Consider the following 15,477-nt stretch of genomic DNA (forward strand, 5'->3'; position numbering starts at 1 on the left):
CACACTGGACTCTACCTAGCTTTTGGATCAAACAGACCGCCGCTTTCAACCCAAAAGGCAATCCCAATGACAACCCACGTTTCCGACGCCAATTTTGGCGAGGAAGTCCTGTCCTCGAAAGAGCCCGTGCTGGTAGATTTCTGGGCAGAATGGTGTGGCCCGTGTCGCGCCATCTCGCCGGTTCTGGAAGAGCTCTCCACTGAGCTCCAGGGCAAGGTGAAGATCGTCAAGCTAAACGTCGACGACAACCCGAATACCACCGTCAAGTACGGCGTGCGTTCGATCCCGACGATGATCCTGTTCAAGGGCGGCGAAGCCGCGGACATGAAGATCGGCGCGGGCACCCCGAAGGCCGGCCTTGCGAAGTGGCTCGAGAGCCACGCTGCCTGATACGGGCGCGACACTCGCCGCTTTGATAGAAAACGCCGCTGGTTCACGCCGGCGGCGTTTCTCTTTCCGGCAAAGGCGTGGAATGACATGCCTTTCTTTCCCCGCCGACTCCCTGTAGCTTTCATCGGTAATCGACGATGGAGACGATCATGGGTACGCGCGTCAACGACCAGAACTTCGAAGCCGAAGTGCTGAATTCCAGCAAGCCAGTCCTCGTCGATTTCTGGGCCGAATGGTGCCCGCCGTGCAAGGCGATGGATCCGATCCTCGACGACCTCACCACTGAACTCGCCGCCAAGGTGAAGATCGTCAAGCTCGACGTCGACAGCAATCCGTCGACAGTGGTGAAATATAACGTGCGCGCCATGCCGACGCTAATCGTGTTCAAGGACGGCGAGCCGGTGGATTTCAAGGTCGGCGCCGGGCAGTCGCGCGTGCAGCTGATCAAGTGGCTGGATCAGTTCGCCGCATAATTTCGAGCAGGATTTTCCGGTGCGATGGGGCATAGTCCCCGCCCTGCACCGGAGGACTGCATGACTTTCGACCACCTCGCCAAAGCCCCGTTCAACCTCGACGCCCAGGCGCTTGCCTGGGTGCGGGAGCGCTTTGCGGCGCTGACCCCGGACGAGAAGTTGCGGCAGCTGTTCAACCTCCTGTCGCGGGGGCAGAACCCGGACGAGGTCGCCCGGATTCGGGCCTTCCGGCCTGGTGGAATAACCCGGCATGCCGGCGCCGATGTCGCGGCGGAACGGGCGCTGTTCGCCGATCTCAATGCCGCCGCACCGGTGCCGCTGCTGGTTTCGGCCGACCTCGAGGGCAGCCGGATGAGCCTCGCCGCGGGGGCGGAAATGCCCAACCCGCTAGCGCTCGCGGCGATTGACGATATCGAGGTCACCGCCGAGGTCAGCCGGATCATGGCCGAAGAGGCCCGGACGATCGGCATCAACTGGAGTTTCACCCCGGTCCTCGACATCAACGCGGCGTTCCGCAGTGCCATCGTCGCGACGCGTGGCTTCGGCTCGGACGTGGAGACGGTCGAGAAGCACGCACTGACCCAGATGCGGGTGTTCCAGGAGCATGGGGTCGCCTCGGCGATCAAGCACTGGCCCGGCGAGGGTTTTGACGATCGCGACCAGCACCTCGTCACCACCATCAACCCGCTGTCGCTGGACGAGTGGGAGGCCAATTTTGGCCGGCTCTATCGCGGGGCGATCGCGGCCGGCGCGCTGTCGGTGATGTCGGCGCACATCGCGCTGCCGGCCTTCGTGCGGTCGCTGGATCCCAACGCCGGGATCGAGGCGTTCCGACCGGCCTCGATCAGCCGCCTGCTGAATGAGGAGTTGCTGCGCAAGCGCCTCGGCTTCAACGGGTTGATCGTTTCCGATGCGACACCGATGGCCGGGTTGGGAGCATGGTCGAAGCGTAGCGAGCATCTGCCGGAGATCATCTCCTCGGGTTGCGATGTGATCCTGTTCTCGGACGATTACGACCAGGACCTCGCCTATCTCCAGGCGGCGCTGGCCGATGGCCGGCTGAGCTGGGACCGGGTCGACGAGGCGGTGATCCGCCAACTCGGGCTGAAGGCGGCGGTTGGACTGCACAAACCGGCGGTGGCGGGGACACTGGCGAGCAGCGAGACGCGCGCCTATGCCGACGCGGTGGCAAAGCGGGCGCCGACGCTGGTGAAGGACGTCCAGAACCTGCTGCCGCTCGATCCCGCGAAGCACAGGCGCGTGCTGGTGATTTCCGGCGGCATCGTGTTTCCGTTCCTGCCGCATCCGCTTCCGTTCTCAGTGCCAGAGCTCCTGCGCGAGAAGGGCTTCGAGGTGACGGTGCATGATGCCACCACTGAGGTGGACGCGGATAAGTTCGACCTGGTGCTCTACCTGTTCGGCGACGAGACGCTGCTGACGCGGGGGCGGATCTTCCTCGACTGGCTGCGGCTCACCGGCAGCTTCGGCAAGGCGATGCACCGGCACTGGCACGACATCCCGACGCTGATGATCTCGTTCGGCTACCCGTACATGCTCTACGACGCGCCGCGGGTGCCCACCTACATCAACGCCTATTCGACCACCGAGACGATGCAGCGGGCGGTGGTCGAGGCGTTACTGAGCAACCTGCCGTGGAACCGGCACTCGCCGGTCGATCCGTTCTGCGGGCTCGAGGACGCGCGTTACTGAGGCCGCGGAGGCGCCTCGCCGTTACTTCGGCGGGGTACCGTTCTGGTGGAGGACGTGGCCGGCGAGGTAGAGCGAGCCGGCGAACACCACGCGGGCGGGGTGGCCGAGCCGGGCCGCATCGGCCAGAGCGTTGAGGATCGAGGTCGATGCCACGGCGTCGAAGCCCGTGGCGTGGGCCTGCTCAACGATGGCCGATGCCGGATGGGCGTTCGGCTCGCCCGGAATGGATAGGGCGAAGACCTTTTCCAGCATGCCGCTGAACGGCGCGAGGAAATCGGCGGGCTTGCGGGTGTTCATCAGCCCCATGATCAGGACTAGCGGCAGCGGACGCCGGACCTGCATCTGCTGCAGGGCCAGCGAGAGCGCGGCCGCGCCGTGCGCGTTATGGCCGCCGTCGATCCAGAGCTCCGAGCCCTCGGGCAGCATTTGCAGCAGCGTGCCATGCACGGGCTGCAGGCGGGCCGGCCAGACCACGTCGCGGAGGCCGCGGGCAATGTCGGCCTCGGTCACCGGCAGGCCGAAATGCCGTGCCGCGGCGATGGCCAGCGCGGCGTTGTCGAACTGATGCGGGCCGGCCAACGCCGGCGGCGGCAGGTCGAGCAAGCCCTGCTCGTCCTGGTAGACCAGCCGGCCGTTCTCGGATTGGCTGTTGAAATCCTCGCCGGCGATCAACGGCGTCACGCCAAGCCGCGCGGCTTCCCGCACCAGCATGGCGCGACCCTCGTCGCGCTGCCGGCCGAATACGGCCTTTGAGCCGCGCTTCATGATGCCGGCTTTCTCCCAGGCGATCTTCGACAGGCTGTCGCCGAGGAAGTTCTGGTGGTCGTAGTCGACCGGAGCGATGACGGTGCCCAGCGGGTGCGCGACCACGTTGGAGGCGTCAAAGCGCCCACCCATGCCGGTTTCGAGCAGCAGGTAATCGGCCTTCACTTCCGAGAACAGCTTGAACGCAGCTGCAGTAGTGATCTCGAAGAAGGTGATGGGCTCGCCGCCATTGGCCTCTTCGCAGAACTCCAGCGCCTGGTTGAGCTTGCGGGATGACACCAGCTTGCCGGCCAACCGGATGCGCTCGTTGAAGCGCACCAGGTGGGGCGAGGTCATGACGTGCACCTTCTTGCCCGACGCTTCGAGGAAGGCGCGCAGATAGGCGATCGTCGAACCCTTGCCGTTGGTGCCGGCGACGTGGATGACCGGCGGCAAATGGTCCTGCGGATTGCCGATCCGCTCGAGCAGGCGCAGCTCGCGGTCGAGCTTCAGGTCAATAAGCTTCGGATGCAGCTTGAGCAGCCGCTTCAGGATAGCGTCGGTGCGGGACACGGGGACGAGATTCTCGAACAGGAGCATGGCGCGCTTTTAGCACCCGGTTCTCGCGTGATGAAGAGGCGGCCTACTCGGCGTGGGCGGCTTCCGGCATGCCGACGAGATCATCACCCGCGTTGGCCGAAACCGGCGTCGCGAGGCGGGCCGGGGCGGTTTCGCTCAGCTCCTCGCGCTGCGGTGACTTGGTGAGGATGCCGACCAAGGAGCCGATGGTTTCGCGCAGGTTGTGCCGGTGCACCACCATGTCGATCATGCCGTGCTCGTAGAGATATTCCGAGCGCTGGAAGCCCTTGGGGAGCTTTTCGCGGATGGTCTGCTCGATGACGCGAGGGCCGGCAAAGCCGATCAGCGCGCCGGGCTCGGCGAGGTGCACATCGCCCAGCATGGCGTAGGACGCAGTGACGCCGCCGGTGGTGGGGTTGGTGAACACCACGATGAACGGCAGCCCGGCCTCGCGCAGGCGCAGCACTGCGACGGTGGTGCGCGGCATCTGCATCAGCGACAGCACGCCTTCCTGCATGCGGGCACCGCCCGACGAGACGAACAGCACGAACGGGGTACGCTTGCTCGCGGCAGTCTCGAGCCCGGTGACGATGGCCGAACCCGCGGCCATGCCGAGCGAGCCGCCCATGAAGTCGAAATCCTGCACGCCGACCGTCACCGGCTGGCCGAACAGCTCGCCGACGCCGACGGTGACCGCATCCTCGGTACCGGTCTTCAGCCGGCTTTCCTTCAGGCGGTCGGCATAGCGCTTGGAATCGCGGAACTTCAGCGGATCATGCGGCACGGCAGGCAGCGCCACGGTGTCGTATTTGCCCTCGTCGAGGAAGGTCGACAGCCGGTCGGAGGCCTTGATCTTCATGTGGTAGCCGGAATTGGGCACCACCCACATGTTCGCTTCGAGATCGCGGTAGAACACCATCTCGCCCGACTCCGGATCCTTGACCCAGAGGTTCTCCGAGCCGGTATCCTTCGGTTTGAGGAAGGAGCGGATGCGGGGGCGGACGACGTTGTTGATCCAGTTCATTGCCTAAGCCTGTTCGCGGTCCATGTGCGCGCCAAACGGCGCTGCCATGGGCCTATATGGTGATTGTGGCAGATATTATCAGGATCGGCTCTCGTGGTTAAGCCACGGTACCGTCATTGGTAACCGGATTTGGTGGTTCAGGCTGCCGCCTTGGCCCGCTTCACGCCGCTGGCGAGACCTGCGACCATCGTGGTCACCGCCGCAACGGTGCCGGCCGTGGCCTTGCCATTGTCGAGCGAGCCGAGCACCGCGTTGCAGATTGCCGTGCCCACCGCGACGCCGTCGGACTCGCGGCCGAAAGTTGCCGCATCATCGGCGGTCTTGATGCCGAAGCCCACGACAACTGGCAGGTCGGTATGGCCCTTGATGCGCTGCACGGCGGTGCCGACTGCGGCCGTCGCCTTGATCGTGCCGCCGGTAATGCCGTTCATCGAGACATAGTAGACGAAGCCAGAGGTGTTGTTCAGCACTGCCGGGAGGCGCGCGTCGTCGGTGGTCGGCGTAGCCAGCCGGATGAAGTTGAGGCCTGCCTTCAGGGCCGGGATGCAGAGCTCGTCGTCCTCTTCGGGCGGCAGATCAACAACGATCAGCCCGTCGACGCCCGCCGCCTTGGCGGCCGTGAGGAAGGCATCGACGCCGAAGATGTAGATGGGGTTGTAGTAGCCCATCAGCACGATCGGGGTCTCCTGGTCCTTCTTGCGGAAGGCTTCGACCATGCCCAGCGTCTTCTTCATGGTCTGGCCCGCGGCCAGCGCGCGCTGACCTGCCGCCTGGACGCCGGGGCCATCGGCCATCGGGTCGGAGAAGGGCATGCCGAGTTCGATGATATCAGCGCCGGCAGCTGGCAGCGCATCGAGGATGGCCTGGGCGGTGGTGAGGTCCGGGTCGCCGGCCATGGTGTAGGTGACGAGAGCCGGGCGGCCTTCGGCGGCGCACTTGGCAAAGCGGGCGGGGATACGGGTGGTCATTACGAGTTCATCCCCAGGTAGCGGCCGACGCTCTCGACGTCCTTGTCGCCGCGGCCCGAGAGGCACAGGACGATAGTCTCGTCCTTGCCCATGGTCGGGGCGACCTTCATAAGCTGTGCCAGCCCGTGCGCGCTTTCCAGCGCGGGAATGATGCCCTCGAGGCGGGTGCAGAGCTGGAAGGCGTCGAGCGCCTCCTTGTCGGTGATCGGTGCGTAGGTGACGCGCTTGGTGTCGTGCAGATAGGAGTGCTCGGGACCGACACCGGGGTAATCGAGGCCGGCGGAGATCGAGTGACCTTCGAGGATCTGGCCGTCGGCATCCTGCAGCAGGTAGGTGCGGTTGCCGTGCAGCACGCCGGGGCGTCCGCCGGTCATCGAGGCGGCATGGCCGTTCTCGACCTCGATGCCATGGCCGCCGGCTTCGGCGCCATAGAGTTTCACCGAGGGGTCATCGAGGAAGGCGTGGAAGGTGCCGATGGCATTGGAGCCGCCGCCGACGCAGGCGACCAGCGCGTCGGGGAGCTTGCCGGTCTCGGCCTGCATCTGCGCCTTGATCTCTTCGCCGATCACCGACTGGAAGTTGCGGACCATCTCCGGATAGGGGTGCGGGCCTGCCGCGGTGCCGATCAGGTAGTAGGTGGTCTCGACATTGGTGACCCAGTCGCGCAGCGCCTCGTTCATGGCGTCCTTGAGGGTGCCGGCACCGGCGGTGACCGGACGGACCTCGGCGCCGAGCATCTTCATGCGCAGGACGTTCGGGTACTGCCGCTCGACGTCGGTGGCACCCATGAACACCACGCAGGGCAGGTCGAACTTGGCGCAGACCGTCGCCGTCGCCACGCCATGCTGGCCGGCGCCGGTTTCGGCGATGATGCGGGTCTTGCCCATGCGCTTGGCCAACAGGATCTGGCCGAGCGTGTTGTTGATCTTGTGCGAGCCGGTGTGGTTCAGCTCTTCGCGCTTTAAGTAGACCTTGGCACCGCCGAGGTGCTCGGTCATCCGCTCGGCGAAATAGAGCGGCGACGGGCGGCCGACATAGTGGGTGGCGAGGTGCTTGATCTCGGCCTGGAACTCAGGGTCGGCCTGCGCGGCGCGATAGGCCTTCTCGAGATCGAGGATCAGCGGCATCAGCGTCTCGGCGACGAAACGGCCGCCATAGAGACCGAAACGACCCTGGTCATCGGGGCCGTTGCGAAGGGAATTGGCCCCAGTCACGGTCACTTCAGCAGACTCCTATCCGTGCGCGGCTCGCGCCTGGTCGATAAAGGCCCGGATCAGCGCCGCGTCCTTGACGCCGGGCGCGGTTTCGACGCCGGAGGAGACATCGACGCCAAACGGCCGAACGGCCTTGATCGCGTCCCCCACCGTCTCGGGCGTGAGGCCTCCCGAAAGCATGAATGGAAGGCTGGGGTCAAGCGCCTTGAGCAGGGCCCAGTCGAACGGCACGCCGAGCCCGCCGGGGCGGTCGGCGCCCTTGGGCGGCTTGGCGTCGAGCAGGATGCGATCGGCCACATCGGCGAAGTCGGTTACGTGCGCGACATCCTCGGCAGTGCTGATCCCAACCGCCTTCATGATGGCGATGCCGGCTTCATCGCGGATGGCCTCGACGCGATGCGGCGTCTCGGGGCCATGCAGCTGGATCCAGTCGGGACTGAGCGCCGCGACTTCCATGACGAGGGAATTGTCCGGGTTCACCAGCAGCACGCAGGTCTCGACCCGACCGCGGGCCTCCGAGATGAGGAGCTGCAGGTTCTCGATATCGACGTAGCGCGGGCTGCGCTCGAAATGCGTGAAGCCAACGATGTCAGCGCCGGCATCGATCGCCGCTTCCAGCAGCGCGGGGGTCCTGATGCCGCAGATCTTGACGATGAGGGGGTCGGGCATGAGCTCGGGTCAGTTAAGGGAAGCGAATTCTTGAGCCCCGATCTGCGTCGGGGGTTCGGGCGAGCGGCGGGCAACCTCGAGCTCGCGGTGGAGCCGCTCGGTCTCGCGCTTGAAATGCCGTTCATCGCGCCGATGCGGGCCCTGGGCGAACCAGGTGGCGACACCGCCGAGCAGCACGCCGACCAGGAGCACCGCAAAAATCACCAGGAACAGCGGCACGCCAACGCCGGGCGAGGTCAATGCATCGACCGGGGCGAAGGGATTGAAATTGACCACCACGAGCTGGCGGTTGGCCAAGGCAAACACGATCAGCACCGCGCAAAGCGGCACCAGCACGAACCAGCCGACTATGCGCCTAATCATCGGTAGAGCCCGGCATCATCCCGCGCGATTGATCCGCTCACGGATTTCCTTGCCGGCCTTGAACTGGGGCACATATTTCTCGCCCACATCGACGGTCTCGCCGGTCCTTGGATTGCGGCCGACACGTGCCGGCCGGTTCTTCACCGAGAAGGCGCCGAAGCCGCGCAACTCAACCCGGTCGCCCCGGGCCATGGCGTCGCCCACCTCGTCGAGGATGGCGTTCACGATGTTCTCTATATCACGCTGAAACAGATGCGGATTTTCTTCGGACAGTCGCTGCACGAGTTCGGACTTGATCATACCGCCCCCCGGCGCTCCTCCACGGGTCGATGGGTTGTCACATCGATGGGGCAGCCTGCCAAAGCGAGACCAAACCGTCAAGGGACATCGCCCCGTCGACACCAGACCGTACCATTTCGGCAGCGCTCTGGCCGAGCCAGCGGCCGACGCCGAACCAGCCTTCGGCCGGCAGCGGGAAGTAATCGACCACCGGCAGATCGGCCGCAACGGACTTGTCGGCCTCGAGCCAAGTAATGGCTTCGGACTCGCCACCAATCGCATCGATGAGCTTGGCGTCCACGCCCTGCCGCCCGGTGATGATGCGGCCGTCGGCCAGAGCCAGGGTTTCGGGCCGCGGAATGCCGCGACGCTCGGCCACGATGTCGACGAACCACTCGAACGAATCGTTGACCAGCGCCTGCAGCGAGGCGCGCACCTCGCCCTCCATCGGCTCGTCGAAATCCGGCTCTGCCTTCAGCGGGCCGGTCTGCACCTTGTCGAAATCGACGCCGATCGTGTCGAGGAGCTTGCCGGCGTTGACGTGCTGGAACAGTACGCCGATGGAACCGACGATCGACAGCCGGCGGGCGAAGATGCGGTCGGCACCGATGGCGGTCATGTAGGCGGCGGAAGCGCCGAGCTCGCTGATCACCGCGACAACCGGCTTCTTGGCGCGCAACACGGCGAGGGCCTCGTACAGTTCCTCGCCGCCGGCGGTGGTGCCACCGGGCGAGTTGATGGCGACGATCACCGCCTTCACCGCATCGTCCTCGGCGAGCTTGTCGAGGATCTTCAACCGCGCCGGATCGGTCATGATGGTGCCAGTGATGCTGACCCGGGCGATGCGATCGCCGGGACCACCCTGTTCCATTGCGAAGCGACCGACGACGGCGAGCACGGTGACGGCCAGTGCGAGGAAGAACAGCACGCGCCACAGCCGGCGCGAGCGGCGCAACCTGGCGTTGGCGGGGATCAGGTGCGCGGGGTCGCCGGACGTGTCGGTCATTTGGGCCTCGTTGAGGATTGGTGCGAGGTAACCCGCGGGCCGCGGCAAATGCAAGGCAGGGCTAGAGTTTCAGCCGCGGCCGTTCGGTCTTGATGAAGCCGGCGAGGTGATCGGCCTCGAACAGGGTGAGCGCCCGGCCCTGCTGCATCAGCCGATCGCGCTCGCGCCGGGACAGTGCGGCCTCGAGCGTCGCGGCCAGCCGGTTGCGCTGCATCTCTTCGGTCGCCTGCCGGCCGTCGATCCAGCTCTCGAAGCTCTTGTCGGCAAAGCCGAGCAGCAGCGCCGCAACGTCGTAGGCACCGCGTGTCGCCAGCAGTTCCGCGGCATTCTGCAACAGGCACCAGTGCCACTGGCCGCCGTCCCGCGGCACGATCTCGGCGGCCTCGAAGAGCGGCGCCGCGGCCCCTTCGGCATCGCCGAGGGAGAGGCGGTAGGCGGCGATATTGTTGAGCTGGAAGCCGAGCTGCAGGCTGCGGCCGGCAGCCCGGAGCTCGGGCAGTATCTGCTCGGACAGCGACAGCGGGCGCTCGGTGTCGCCGCCTTTGTGCAGCATTTCGGCAAGGTTCATCACCGAGCGAAAGCGGCCCTTGGGGTTGCCGGTATCGAGGTGCATGGCAAGGCCGGCTTCGGCACGGGCGAGGCCCGCCGTGACGTCGCCGCGCGTCCACATCTGCGTGCCGATCGCAACCAGCGCCCATGATTTCACCTTACTGGGCGGCATGTCGGCGATCAGCGTCTCGAGCTCGGCGACCAGTGGCTCGGCATCGCCCTGGTGATGGAAGAAGATGGTGATCCAGGCGGTGAGGACCAGCGCCTGGGTGTAGCGCAGCCGGTCATCGCTGCTGCGGAAATATGCCAGCGCCGGCTCGAGCCCCTGGTAGGCCCGGACGTCCATGGCGTTGTAGCGGCCGATCTCACCGAGGGCCAGTTGCAGTCGGGCCGCCGTTTCGGGCGGGACGGCGCCCACCAGCGACATGCCGGCCTCGATGGTCGCGAGCCCCTCGGCGCCGAGCTGTTCTTCCATGAAGTAGCGGTAGGAACCGGCGGCGATCTCGACATAGGTGGGCCAGTCGGCGCGGGTTTTGGTCCAGGCCAGCGCGGCGCGCAGGTTGTCGCCGTCCGGCCGGTAGATCTGGTCCCATCGCTCGTCGGGCAGCGCTTCCCAGCGCAGCACGCTGTCGGCGAAGAGTTCGCGGATATAGGCCGCGTGGCGGTCGCGGGTGGCGACGTCCTCGCCCGCTTCTGCCAGCTTGTCGAGGGCGAAGTGACGGGTGGAATCGAGCAGGCGATAGCGCGCGCGATCCTGCCCGTCACGCACCACCAGCGAGCGACGGACAAGTTCGGCGACGCGGGTCTCGGCGCCCTCACCCGCAACCGCATTGGCAGCGGAAATCGAGAAGCTGCCCTGGAAAACGCCGAGGGCGCGCAGCGTGCGCTGGTCGTCCGCCTCCAGCAGGTCGTAGCTCCAGGCCAGCGACGCGGCGAGCGAGCGGTGGCGCGGCAGGGCCGGATCCCAATCAGCTTCGAGGCTCGCCAATCGCTGCTCCAGCTGACGATCGACTGTCTCAATGCCGACCGTCGCGGCGCGCGCTGCGGCCATCTTCAGCGCCAGCGCCACGCCATCGAGCCGGCGGCAGAGGCGAGCGACGATCGGCAGCTCAGCCGGCGAAAGCCGTTCGCCGAAGGCTTCGTAGCAATAGGCGAGGAACTTGGCCGATGCGGCGTCGGCCAGTTCGCCCTCCGCGGTGACGGCAAAGGGCAGCAGCTTGAACACATGCTCCTCAGGCAAGGCGAGCGGCACCTGCGAGGTGGCGAGAATCCGGATGTTCGGGACCTCGGCGAGCAGCGTGCGGATGACGCGGGCGGCGGCGCCGCGCACATGCTCGCAATTGTCGAATATCAGCACCGCCTCGCTGGGCCGCAGATATTCGACGATCGACTCGAGTGAGCGGCTGCCGGCCCGGAACGGTACGGCAAGGGTCTGGATGAGGACGCTTTCGATGAACTCACCGCTGCTGAGCGAGGCGAGATCGACCATCCACACGCCGCCATCGACAGTGCCCAGCGTTTCGGCCACGGCAACGGCGAGTGTGGTTTTGCCGACACCGCCGGGGCCCAGGATGCTGACCAGCCGGTACTGGTCCAGCAGCCGCGCCACGGCCTCGATCTCCCCCTCGCGCGCTACGCAATCAGCGCGATAGCGGCCGATATTCCCGGCGGTGCCGGCCGGACGGCGGCGCAGCGTATCCTCGTCCTCAACCGGCTCGGGACCGACGTATTTATAGCCGCGGCCGTGCACTGTGGCGACGAAACCCGGGCCCAGCGCCTTGCGCAGCGCCGACATGTGGACCTGCAGCGTATTCTCCTCGACCACCACCCCGGGCCACACCGCATCGAACAGCGCCGCCTTGTCGAGCAACTGGTTGGGCTGGCCCAGCAGCACCTCGAGCAGGTCGAACGAACGGCTCGACAGCTCGATCACGCCCTCGGGGCCGACGAGCTCGCGTTCACGCGGCCTGATCCTGTAGTCGCCAAAGCGTTTTTCCATTGTGGCAGCATAGCCTAGCCGCCTGAGTCCCGTCGATCAGGACCGCTTCAGAACTCTTCAGGATTGCCCCAAGGACTGCCGCCGCCGCCCGGGCGATGATCATCGCATCAGATCCGAGGAGACGGAAAATGCTGTACCAGCCCAAGTCCCGCACCACTGCCGCAAGGCTAGCCCGCGCCGTCTTTGGCGCCATTGCCGGCATGTTCGCCGGCATCGCCCGCACCCACTCGGACGGAGCCTATCTCGACGGCATGCGCAGCAACGAACTCGAAGACCTCGGCCTCCGCCGCCGCGACCACGGCGGGTACGGGACGTTCAAGTGATCAGCCTAGCTTCCGCACCATGTACCGCGCCTCCGCCTCGTAGCTCAGTAGCTTGCCGTAGAGTTCGTCGACTTCGGTCACCTCGAAGCCGTGGCGTTGCCAGAACGGGAGCGAGCCGTTGACGGCGACGAGGGTCATCGTGGGGTAGCCCTCTACGCTGGCGTGTTTCACCAGTGCATCGACGATCTTCGACGCGGCGCCGACGCGGCGGCTGACCGGTAGCAGGCAGAGGTCGTGGAGATAGTAGGTGTCGGGTTCGGTTGGCAGCTGACCCAGCAGCGTGTTGAGCGGCGGCAGGGTGCCGTAGAGCCAGGGGTGGCTCAGCACATAGCCGGCCGGCTTGTCGCCGATTTCGAGCAGGTAGCAGCCGTTGCGGTAGAGCTTCAGCCGCTCGGCCAGCACCTCGGGGGTCTCGAAGAAATCGACATGCACGGTGTCGGCGATGCCCTGCACGGCCGGCAGGTCATAGGCGGTCATGGCGCGCCAGGCGACATCCTTCAGAACCATCCGAGTTCCCCAAAACTCTCATGAAAAGGGCCCGCACCTGATGGTGCGAGCCCCGTATGCGCAGACCCGCGAGCGCTGGAGCACTCGCGGAAAAGCTTACTTCTCGTCGCGGCCCTTGAGCGCGGCGCCCAGGATGTCGCCGAGCGAAGCGCCCGAGTCCGACGAACCGTAGGCAGCGACAGCTTCCTTTTCCTCGGCGATTTCGAGCGCCTTGATGGAAAGCTGGATGCGCTGGGTCTTGCGATCGTACTGGGTGACGCGCGCGTCGACCTTCTCGCCCTTGGAGAAACGCTCCGGACGCTGGTCGTTGCGGTCACGCGACAGATCGGCGCGACGGATGAACGCGGTCATCTCGGTGTCGGCGATGCGGACTTCGATGCCGCCGTCATTCACTTCGGTCACGGTGCCGGTCACCACGGAACCCTTGCGGATGCCGTCGCCGCCGGTATCGGCCACTTCGCCGACTGCCAGCTGCTTGATGCCAAGCGAGATACGCTCCTTGTCGACATCGACGTCGAGCACCTTGGCCTGGACCATGTCGCCGCGGTTGTAGGCTTCGAGAGCCTGCTCACCGGGCTTCTGCCAATCGAGGTCGGAGAGGTGGACCATGCCGTCGACATCGCCATCGAGACCAATGAACAGACCGAACTCGGTCTTGTTCTTGACCTCGCCCTCGACAACGGTACCCGACGGGTACTTCTCGGCGAAGGTTTCCCACGGGTTCGCAAGCGTCTGCTTGAGGCCCAGCGAGATACGGCGCTTCTCGGGATCGACCTCGAGCACCATCACTTCCACTTCCTGCGAAGTGGAGACGATCTTGCCCGGGTGGACGTTCTTCTTGGTCCAGCTCATCTCGGAAACGTGGATCAGGCCTTCGATGCCCGGCTCCAGTTCGACGAACGCACCGTAGTCGGTGATGTTGGTGACGCGGCCGGTGAACTTGGCGCCAACCGGGTACTTCACCGCGATGCCATCCCACGGGTCGGCCTGCAGCTGCTTCATGCCCAGCGAGATACGATGGCTCTCGTGGTTGATGCGGACGATCTGCACCTTGATGGTCTCGCCGATGGCGAGAACTTCCGACGGGTGGTTGACCCGGCGCCAGGCGATATCGGTAACGTGCAGCAGGCCGTCGATGCCGCCGAGGTCCACGAACGCACCGTAATCGGTGATGTTCTTGACCACGCCGTCGACGACCTGGCCTTCCTCGAGCTGCTGGACGATCTCGGAGCGCTGCTCAGCGCGGCTCTCTTCGAGGATCGCACGACGCGACACGACGATATTGCCGCGGCGCTTGTCCATCTTCAGGATCTGGAACGGCTGCGGCACATTCATCAGCGGGCCGATGTCGCGGATCGGACGGATGTCCACCTGCGAACGCGGCAAGAAGGCAACGGCGCCTTCGAGGTCGACGGTGAAGCCGCCCTTGACCTGGTTGAAGATGATGCCTTCAACGCGCTGGTTGGCGTTGTACATCTCTTCGAGCTTGACCCAGCTCTCTTCGCGGCGAGCCTTCTCGCGGCTGAGGACAGCCTCGCCGACAGCGTTCTCGACGCGATCGACATAGACTTCGACGGTCGAGCCGACCTTGATGGTGCCGTCACGACCGGCGGCGCCGAATTCCTTGAGCGCGATGCGCCCTTCGGTCTTCAGGCCGACGTCGATGATGGCGAGATCCTTCTCGATCGCCACGACGGTGCCCTTGACCACGGTCCCTTCCAGCGGCTCGTTCTCGAGGAACGAGTCCAGCAGCAGGGATTCGAAATCTTCCTTGGTAACAGTTTGAACTGCCAAACGACTTCTCCAATGCGCCCGGTGGCTTGAGTGAAAGGCCCGGTTGCCAATCGCCATTCAAAGGCGATCCGGTGCGCTGGCGCGCGAGCCATATGGGTTTAGGATTGTTTTCCGCTGCCGGCTCTTGGAACATGCCGGGGGACGAAAGCCGCAAGGTTTGGTTTAGCAGCTCTAGAAGCTACGCCTTGCGCGCCATGACCCCGTCGACAATGGCGACGGCTGCGCGGAGTGCGGCCTCTATATCCAAGAGCGTGGTGTCCAGCAAGTGGGCATCAGCAGCGGGATAGAAGCCGCCATTGGGATTGGCGCTGTCCCGCGCGTCCCGCTCTTCTATTTGGTGATAGAGGGCGTAGCGATCAACCACCTCGCCGCGCGCTTCCAGCTGGCGGGCCCGGCGCTCCATCCGCGACTTGCTGTCGGCGACGATGAATAGCTTCACATCGGCATCGGGGCAGACGACGGTGCCGATGTCGCGGCCATCGAGCACGGCACCGGCGGGGCCATGGGCGAAATCGCGCTGGTATTGGCGCATGGCGATGCGCACCTCGTTGATCACGGCGACGTGCGAGGCAAGAACTCCGGCCTCGGCGCTGGTCAACTTGTCGATATCGGTGAGGTGCGCGGCATCGAGCGCCCGGGCGGCGGCAATGGCCCTCGCCTCGAAATCGGGCTGCCCCAGATGTGCGCCGACGGCGATCCCGACCGCGCGGTAGAGCAAGCCGGTGTCGAGCTGCGGCAGGCCGTAGTGCCGCGCCAGGCCCGCGGCGAGCGTCCCCTTTCCGGATGCTGCCGGTCCATCCACCGCGATGATCATTGCCCCTCCGCGCCCGCACTGCAGCCGCCCTCCCTATCATGGCGCCGCGACCAGCTGCCAGCACGCCACCGA

Annotated in this window: 16 protein-coding genes; 4 read left to right on the forward strand and 12 right to left on the reverse strand. The window is 65.6% G+C overall.

Annotated elements, in window-relative coordinates:
• Positions 1-66 precede the first annotated feature (66 nt).
• From trxA (AC1DV8_RS06620) to AC1DV8_RS06630, 3 genes are all read left to right on the forward strand, one after another.
• Positions 67-390 (forward strand): thioredoxin, encoded by a 324-nt coding sequence (trxA, locus tag AC1DV8_RS06620; protein WP_055047562.1) that lies wholly within the window; start codon positions 67-69, stop codon positions 388-390.
• 149 nt (positions 391-539) lie between these two features.
• The gene (gene trxA / locus AC1DV8_RS06625; RefSeq protein WP_477151540.1) at positions 540-863 is read left to right on the forward strand and encodes a thioredoxin; all 324 of its coding nucleotides are present in this window, start codon (positions 540-542) and stop codon (positions 861-863) included.
• 60 nt (positions 864-923) lie between these two features.
• On the forward strand, positions 924-2,573 hold the full coding sequence (locus AC1DV8_RS06630) for a glycoside hydrolase family 3 protein (protein ID WP_477156913.1): 1,650 nt from the start codon (positions 924-926) through the stop codon (positions 2,571-2,573).
• 21 nt (positions 2,574-2,594) lie between these two features.
• On the opposite strand, the gene AC1DV8_RS06635 is transcribed toward AC1DV8_RS06630, so the two are convergent.
• The 9 genes from AC1DV8_RS06635 to AC1DV8_RS06675 all read right to left on the reverse strand — a co-directional run bounded on the left by AC1DV8_RS06635 (position 2,595) and on the right by AC1DV8_RS06675 (position 11,967).
• A complete protein-coding gene (locus AC1DV8_RS06635; protein WP_477156914.1) occupies positions 2,595-3,917 on the reverse strand; it encodes a bifunctional folylpolyglutamate synthase/dihydrofolate synthase in 1,323 nt (440 codons plus the stop codon).
• Positions 3,918-3,960: 43 nt separating this feature from the next.
• Positions 3,961-4,920 (reverse strand): acetyl-CoA carboxylase, carboxyltransferase subunit beta, encoded by a 960-nt coding sequence (gene accD, locus AC1DV8_RS06640; RefSeq protein WP_477156915.1) that lies wholly within the window; start codon positions 4,918-4,920, stop codon positions 3,961-3,963.
• A 137-nt stretch (positions 4,921-5,057) separates the two neighbouring features.
• A complete protein-coding gene (gene trpA, locus AC1DV8_RS06645) occupies positions 5,058-5,888 on the reverse strand; it encodes a tryptophan synthase subunit alpha (protein WP_477151536.1) in 831 nt (276 codons plus the stop codon).
• Positions 5,888-7,108, reverse strand: a complete 1,221-nt coding sequence (gene trpB, locus AC1DV8_RS06650; protein WP_477156916.1) for a tryptophan synthase subunit beta — start codon at positions 7,106-7,108, stop codon at positions 5,888-5,890. Before trpB ends, trpA begins: the two co-directional genes overlap by 1 nt.
• Positions 7,109-7,120: 12 nt before the next feature.
• Positions 7,121-7,771 (reverse strand): phosphoribosylanthranilate isomerase, encoded by a 651-nt coding sequence (locus AC1DV8_RS06655; RefSeq protein ID WP_477151534.1) that lies wholly within the window; start codon positions 7,769-7,771, stop codon positions 7,121-7,123.
• A gap of 9 nt (positions 7,772-7,780) precedes the next feature.
• The gene (locus AC1DV8_RS06660; protein ID WP_477156917.1) at positions 7,781-8,134 is read right to left on the reverse strand and encodes a lipopolysaccharide assembly protein LapA domain-containing protein; all 354 of its coding nucleotides are present in this window, start codon (positions 8,132-8,134) and stop codon (positions 7,781-7,783) included.
• Positions 8,135-8,149: 15 nt separating this feature from the next.
• Positions 8,150-8,434: an integration host factor subunit beta gene (locus AC1DV8_RS06665; RefSeq protein WP_055047553.1), complete on the reverse strand. Its 285-nt coding sequence runs from the start codon at positions 8,432-8,434 to the stop codon at positions 8,150-8,152.
• Positions 8,435-8,471: 37 nt separating this feature from the next.
• Positions 8,472-9,419, reverse strand: a complete 948-nt coding sequence (sppA, locus tag AC1DV8_RS06670; protein WP_477151532.1) for a signal peptide peptidase SppA — start codon at positions 9,417-9,419, stop codon at positions 8,472-8,474.
• Positions 9,420-9,480: 61 nt separating this feature from the next.
• Positions 9,481-11,967 (reverse strand): ATP-binding protein, encoded by a 2,487-nt coding sequence (locus tag AC1DV8_RS06675; protein ID WP_477156918.1) that lies wholly within the window; start codon positions 11,965-11,967, stop codon positions 9,481-9,483.
• 128 nt (positions 11,968-12,095) lie between these two features.
• On the opposite strand from AC1DV8_RS06675, the gene AC1DV8_RS06680 reads away from it, so the two are divergent.
• Positions 12,096-12,290 (forward strand): hypothetical protein, encoded by a 195-nt coding sequence (locus tag AC1DV8_RS06680; protein WP_477151530.1) that lies wholly within the window; start codon positions 12,096-12,098, stop codon positions 12,288-12,290.
• On the opposite strand, the gene AC1DV8_RS06685 is transcribed toward AC1DV8_RS06680, so the two are convergent.
• The 3 genes from AC1DV8_RS06685 to AC1DV8_RS06695 form a co-directional block, all read right to left on the reverse strand.
• Complete coding sequence (locus AC1DV8_RS06685; RefSeq protein ID WP_477156919.1) at positions 12,291-12,797, reverse strand: GNAT family N-acetyltransferase; 507 nt, start codon at positions 12,795-12,797, stop codon at positions 12,291-12,293.
• Between the two features lie 96 nt (positions 12,798-12,893).
• Complete coding sequence (rpsA, locus tag AC1DV8_RS06690) at positions 12,894-14,591, reverse strand: 30S ribosomal protein S1 (RefSeq protein ID WP_477151528.1); 1,698 nt, start codon at positions 14,589-14,591, stop codon at positions 12,894-12,896.
• Between the two features lie 178 nt (positions 14,592-14,769).
• A complete protein-coding gene (locus AC1DV8_RS06695) occupies positions 14,770-15,405 on the reverse strand; it encodes a (d)CMP kinase (RefSeq protein ID WP_477151527.1) in 636 nt (211 codons plus the stop codon).
• Between the last annotated feature and the right edge of the window lie 72 nt (positions 15,406-15,477).

The organism is Devosia sp. P3_B2 (assembly GCF_056402875.1).